The organism is [Phormidium] sp. LEGE 05292, assembly GCF_015207735.1.
In the GTDB taxonomy this organism is placed as follows: Bacteria; Cyanobacteriota; Cyanobacteriia; order Cyanobacteriales; family Aerosakkonemataceae; genus Floridanema.
Window position 1 is genome coordinate 1 of sequence record NZ_JADEWG010000246.1, and the last position, 6,234, is coordinate 6,234.

Consider the following 6,234-nt stretch of genomic DNA (forward strand, 5'->3'; position numbering starts at 1 on the left):
GGGGGATGGGGGGATGGGGAAGTTCATTAGCTGAAAACTTCCTTCTTAACTCAAAACTCAAAACTCTCCGAATCATCTAGGGCGGCCTAAAGTAGTGATATACAAGACAGCTTCATCAGTGGGAATGCCCAGGACTTCGTTTACTTGGTCGTCGAAGAAGCCGCCGATGCCGCTGACACCTAAGTTGAGGCGAATAGCAGCTAGGTTGAGTTTTTGCCCTAAATGTCCGGCATCTAGATGTAGGTAGCGGTAGACGCGATCGCCATATTTTGCCACTGCGGTTTTTAAATCAGCGGTGTGGAAAAGTACGGCTGCGGCATCTCTGCCTAATTCCTGTTGTAAACACAGGTAATACAACTCGCGCCGGAAGTTTTTAAACCGTATTTGCCGCAATTCTTGAGCTTTGGGTGCGTAATAATAACAACCTTCTTCTAAGCCATCTACGCCAGATACGGCAATAAAGGTTTCGATTAAACTTAAATCAAAATAGTCAGGCGATCTGTCTAAATTTTGCTCGATGTAATGTTGGGGTTGATAAGTGAAATCGAGTAAAGCTTTGAGTTCGTTTAATGTTAAGTTAGCACCGTTATAAGTACGAGTAGAACGCCGTCGCAAAATTGTATTTTCTAGTAATTCTTGATTTTCTCCCCAGTCTATTGGTTCAATAACGGTACTGACTTTTAGGCAAAAAGGAAAATTATATTTATCTTCTAAGGATGGCTGGTTAGTTACTTCTATTTTTTCTGGTTCGGCAGAGATTTCTGTTGCTTGTTGGAAATATCCAATCAGTTCTCCATCAGGGATACGGGGATAATTTGTATCAATTGGAGAGGGTAGTGCTGTTGCTGCTAGGGGTAGGTTTTGTTGTGGATCTAGTAAGTCGGCTAAAGGAATTACAATAGTTGTTCCTTCTTGTTCGGAGTCGATGTAAAGTAGTTCGTTGAGTGCGCGATCGCTAAATCCGCCAATTAAATGTGGACGATAATCAGTGAGTGCGCCAGCTAATTCAATATTGCCTAATAAATGTCCTGTATCTAAATAAATTCTCCGGTAAGCTCGGTCTTGGTAACGCCAAGCGGAACGGTAGAAAATTGCTGTGGTGACGATCGCTAATTGTGTATTATTTAAAACTGGATGCCAAAAACAAGCGGTTTGCAGTTCTGTCCAAACTTGCTTTTCCCAAAATTGAATTAATGAATGAGTTTTTGGCTGATAATTATACAATCCTGCGGGTAAAAATGGTGTCCCACGCGAAATTAAATAAACTTCTGCTGGATATAACCCACCCGCAGAAGGAGCCGCCCTTAAATACACTGGCTCTCCGGTCATGGTCAACATTTTAGCAGTTAAGCCATAAGTGCAAAACAATAAGCGCGATAACCGTCTCAACCAATCATCTTCTGCGGAGTTGGCAATTGTTTCTGATTTTTCTGTAAGATAGGGCTTCAGGTCAAAAGAGATGCCAAGTCTATACTCTTTGAAAGGCGTAGGCTGGCGTGACCAATCTAACCCTTGACTCTTGGTTGCGATGGTTTTAGGGTCGTATTTGGTTCGCTCGTGGTAGTGCTGAGCGATCGAAATTTTTCCTGTGGTCATACCAGTTTTCTTTCTCTTCTGCTTTGCTTTTGATTTTGGCATTAAGACGGTGAAAAGTGTTATCTCCAGAGAGACAAAGCTGAGTTAGATTAAAATGAGCAAAATGTCAATAGTAATTTTAGTAGTAGCACCAGGAAAATCTGATGATTTTCATTTTCAGATATACATCCAAATCTAAAAAAAATCTTAAAAAAGCTATAAATTTCTTAACAATGACTTAAATTAAATATTAGTTTAGGCATAAATACTTAATATTTTTCTAAATTCATCAACTTAGTGGTGTAGTGACAGCATTAAAACCAAAATGCAGCATTTAAGCGCGGAGGAATTACTAGCTCAATATGCTAGTGGGAAAAGAAATTTTTCAGAAATTAATTTAATTCAAGCTAATTTGTTTGAAGCAAATTTATCAGATGTTAATCTCCAGCAAAGCAATCTTCAAGAGGTTTATTTACCTTATGCTAACTTAAGCAATGCTAATCTTTGCCAAGCACAATTCCCAGCGGCTCAATTAGGTAACGCTAAACTCGATCGGGCTGATTTATCTGAGGCTAATTTACAGAATGCTAATCTTTCTAGAGCTAGTTTGCGTTACACTAATTTAAAAGGCGCAGATTTGTCGGGAGCTAATTTACAAGGTGCGGATTTGTATAATGCCGATCTCAGTTGCGCTGATTTAAGATATGCTGATCTAACTGGGGCTAATTTAGAAGAAGCTAAATTAGATTCGGTGCAAGTTACGGGTACTAATTTTTATCGTGCTAAAAGGGTAGATTTATCTAAGGCAAAGTACGATCGCACTACTATTTTCCCTGATGGATATCGCCGAGATAGTTAAGTCTATTACAGAGAATTAGTACTTTTAGCTATGAGAAACTGATAAGAGCCATGAATATTCGGCGCGGTTATAGTATTGCGACAGGATAGATTCTATTTTAGCGACTCCAATGGGTTTAATTAAGTATTCATTGGCTCCTGCTGCTAAACAACGTTCGCGTTCGCCTTTCATGGCTGTTGATGTGAGCATTATTACTGGTATATGATCTAAATCTTTCTGCGATCGCAACATTTTTAATAGTTCTAAACCTGGCTGCTTATCTTCTAAATAAACATCTAACATTATTAATCCTGGCTTAATTATCCGCACCTGATCCAAACAACTGACCCTGCTTGATAAAGGGGATAACCGTTCTACTTGATAATTCAAAACTTTTAAGTAATTATGCAAAATAATGGCGCTTTTTTCGTCATTTTCTATAATTAAAATTGGTCGCTTTTGTGGTAATTCTTCCTCTATTAATAATATTTCTTCTCTAATATTATTTGCTATAATTTCTTCTGTTTCCTCATATTTATATGAATCTTTTGAAAGATTTCTTAAAGATAAATCTGGAAGATAAATAGTAAATTTACTCCCCACTCCTACCTGAGATTCTACAGTTAAATCTCCTCCATGTAGTTGAGCAAAACGACGAGTTAAAACCAAGCCTAAACCAGTACCCTGATATTGACGATTCAATTTACTATCTAGTTGCGAAAAAGGCAGAAAAAGCTCAGATATATCTTCAGAAGCAATGCCAATTCCTGTGTCAGCAACAGTAAATAAAGTTCCTTTTGGTTGTTTTTTGACTATTAAAGTGACTTCCCCCGTTGGAGTAAATTTGATAGCATTGGACAGTAAATTTAGTAACATTTGGCAAAGGCGACGTTGATCGGCAATAAAATGACTGACTTGAGGATCGATTTCACTTTTTAATACTAAACCTTGGCTTTTAGCTCTTTCTGCCATAATCGATAAGCAATAATAGCATAATTCTCTAATTTCCACGCTTTCCAGCATTAATTCTTCTTTACCAGCTTCAATTTTAGCTAAGTCAAGGATATCGTTAATTAGTGAGAGTAAATGTTCTCCACTGCTATAAATGCAGTTCATATACTCTTTTTGTTTGGCGTTAAGTTTTCCATAAAATTCTTGTTGAAGCATTTGGGACAAACCCAAAATTGAGTTTAGTGGAGTGCGTAATTCATGGCTAGTATTAGCCAAAAATTCACTTTTAGCACGATTAGCTGCTTCTGCTTCTAACTTGGCTTTTTCTAATTCTTCAGTGCGTTGTTTAACTAACTGTTCTAAGCGTTCATAACTGATGGCATTATAGAATGCGATCGTAGCTTGTTCAGCAATCCTTTCTAGCAATTTAATTTCTTCATCTGTAAAGTTTCGATAGGATAAGGTACTATGTAAACCTAATCCACCAAACAAACGATCGTGGATAAAAATTGGTACACTGAGAACAGAAAGAGTGTCGTATTTATCAATATTTTCCTGTTGTTCAAGTGTCACCCCACAAGGCGGGTAATGAGGTACATGGAAAGCTTTTCCATTATTAAATTCAGAATCAGGATCTAGTAAATCAGGCCATTCTGAAAGTGGCGCTTTAAAGTCTAACATTGAAGGAATTTGTGAGGTTGCTAACCATTCATTCAATATTTGAATTTCTCCTGATTTTATCGTAAAAATAACTACTCGATCGACGCTAAAAAATTCACCAGTTAACCGAACAATTTGTTGTAAAATATGCTCGGCATCTAGACTTTTATTAAAAATTCGGAAAATTTTGTTGAGGAATTTTTCCTTCTCAGCTTGTTGGTGTTTTTTTACTGCAAATTCTTGGTATTTTAAAATATCTAAATCCTGATTAGTTAGGTTTTGTTCTCCACTTTTAACAGCAATTTGCCGATTTCTAGTTTTTGCTGTAACTGTTTGTAGTTCCCGGTTTACGATCGGCACTAACCTGGCTAAATTATCTTTTATTAAATAATCATTGGCTCCCGCCTTCATTGCAGTTACAATCATCTCTTCATTGCAATTGTCAGCTAATACAATAACTGGTAAATCTAACCCTTTCATTCTAATTAACTGCAATACAACCAAAGCATTAAAATCTGGTAAAGAGTAATCAGCAATTACAATATCCCAATCTTGTCTTTCCAAAGCTGCGTTCATAGCTTTGGGTGTTACTACTCTTTTGCATAATAGGGTGTAACCACCACGTTTTAGTTCATTTGCTAATAAGTTCGCATTCTCTGGCGAGCTTTGAATAAGTAAAAGACGTAGTGGCGTATTCATATAGTTTCTTAGTATTAGTATGACAAGGTTACTTGACAAAACACTCTTATTAGTTTTCTAGGCAGATAATTCAAGTGCAAATTATTCTTAGTTAAAATGTCCATTCGTTGATTTTTAATGTAATAGTAGCTTAGAATATTCTGTTAAGTCCAGTATTCTTCATAAATTTGGCAAATATGGTATCCATTGCTAACTTTGTACCATAGTTTCTTCTTCGGTATATGTTGTGAATATTACAACTGCGAGCAATCTTAGCAAATTTAAAAATAAATCAAAAAAGCATACTTTCCTTAACATAAGTAAGCAATTTTTTTTACATTTGAGCTTTCTGGAAGCTTTGCTTGGTTCTGCAATTAGCCAATTCTTAAATTAATCAGAGGTTTTCCTTGTGAGCAAACTCTGTTTTATAGATTTGACTATGGTATGATGAAAAGTTTGCACATCATTAGTCAGCTTAAAATCAGGAGTTACCCTTATGGCTCGGATGTACTATGATTCTGATGCCAATTTAGATTTATTGGCAAATAAAACGGTAGCGATTATCGGTTATGGTTCCCAAGGTCACGCTCACGCTTTAAATCTTAAAGACAGCGGCGTTAAGGTCATTGTAGGTTTGTATCCTGGTAGTAAGTCGGCAACTAAAGCAAAGGAAGCGGGATTGGAAGTTTACAGTGCAGCTGAAGCTGCTCAAAAAGCCGACTGGATTATGATCCTACTGCCAGATGAGGTACAAAAAAGTGTTTATAAAAACGAAATTGAGCCAAATTTGACAGAAGGTAAAGTCCTCTTGTTCGCTCATGGTTTCAATATCCATTTTGCTCAAGTTGTACCGCCTGCGAATGTAGATGTGGTGATGGTAGCACCTAAAGGCCCAGGACATTTGGTACGACGGACTTACGAACAAGGAGAAGGTGTACCTTGTTTGTTTGCCGTTTATCAAAATGCTAGCGGTCAGGCACGCGATCGCGCAATGGCTTATGCTAAAGGCATCGGTGGTACTCGCGCTGGAATTTTGGAAACTACCTTCCGCGAAGAAACCGAAACCGACTTATTTGGCGAACAAGTTGTCCTCTGTGGCGGTTTGAGTGCCTTAATTAAAGCTGGTTTTGAAACCTTAGTTGCTGCTGGATATCAACCAGAACTCGCTTACTTTGAATGCTTGCACGAAGTCAAATTAATTGTTGACTTAATTGTAGAAGGTGGTTTAGCGAAAATGCGCGATAGCATTTCTAACACCGCTGAATATGGCGACTTAACTCGTGGACCTCGCATTGTCACCGATGAAACTCGCGCCGAAATGCGAAAAATTCTCCAAGAAATCCAATCTGGTCAATTTGCTAGAGAATTTGTACTAGAAAATCAAGCTGGTAAACCAGGTTTTACCGCTATGCGTCGTCGGGAAGCTGAACACCACATTGAGGAAGTAGGTAAAGATTTACGCGCTATGTTTAGCTGGCTGAAAAAAGACTAAAGAACAAGGGGACAAGGGGACAAGGAGATGGGGGGATGGG

General features: G+C 37.8%; 4 protein-coding genes. 2 read left to right on the forward strand and 2 right to left on the reverse strand.

Annotation, left to right across the window (positions count from 1 at the left end; all coding sequences use genetic code 11):
- Positions 1-72 precede the first annotated feature (72 nt).
- Positions 73-1,596, reverse strand: coding sequence for a SagB/ThcOx family dehydrogenase (locus IQ264_RS30995; protein WP_193986310.1), 1,524 nt, complete (start codon positions 1,594-1,596; stop codon positions 73-75).
- Between the two features lie 304 nt (positions 1,597-1,900).
- On the opposite strand from IQ264_RS30995, the gene IQ264_RS31000 reads away from it, so the two are divergent.
- Positions 1,901-2,434 (forward strand): pentapeptide repeat-containing protein, encoded by a 534-nt coding sequence (locus IQ264_RS31000; protein ID WP_193986311.1) that lies wholly within the window; start codon positions 1,901-1,903, stop codon positions 2,432-2,434.
- A 24-nt stretch (positions 2,435-2,458) separates the two neighbouring features.
- Here IQ264_RS31000 and IQ264_RS31005 read toward each other — a convergent pair whose 3' ends face one another.
- Complete coding sequence (locus tag IQ264_RS31005; RefSeq protein ID WP_193986313.1) at positions 2,459-4,723, reverse strand: response regulator; 2,265 nt, start codon at positions 4,721-4,723, stop codon at positions 2,459-2,461.
- 475 nt (positions 4,724-5,198) lie between these two features.
- Between IQ264_RS31005 and ilvC the strand changes: the two genes are divergently transcribed.
- On the forward strand, positions 5,199-6,194 hold the full coding sequence (gene ilvC, locus IQ264_RS31010) for a ketol-acid reductoisomerase (protein ID WP_193986315.1): 996 nt from the start codon (positions 5,199-5,201) through the stop codon (positions 6,192-6,194).
- The last annotated feature ends 40 nt before the right edge of the window (positions 6,195-6,234 follow it).

Bases quoted from the DNA above. Each gene is read 5' to 3' on its own strand.
- IQ264_RS31000 (WP_193986311.1), top strand. From the start codon at position 1,901: ATGCAGCATTTAAGCGCGGAGGAATTACTAGCTCAATATGCTAGTGGG.
- ilvC (WP_193986315.1), top strand. From the start codon at position 5,199: ATGGCTCGGATGTACTATGATTCTGATGCCAATTTAGATTTATTGGCA.
- IQ264_RS31005 (WP_193986313.1), bottom strand. From the start codon at position 4,723: ATGAATACGCCACTACGTCTTTTACTTATTCAAAGCTCGCCAGAGAAT.
- IQ264_RS30995 (WP_193986310.1), bottom strand. From the start codon at position 1,596: ATGACCACAGGAAAAATTTCGATCGCTCAGCACTACCACGAGCGAACC.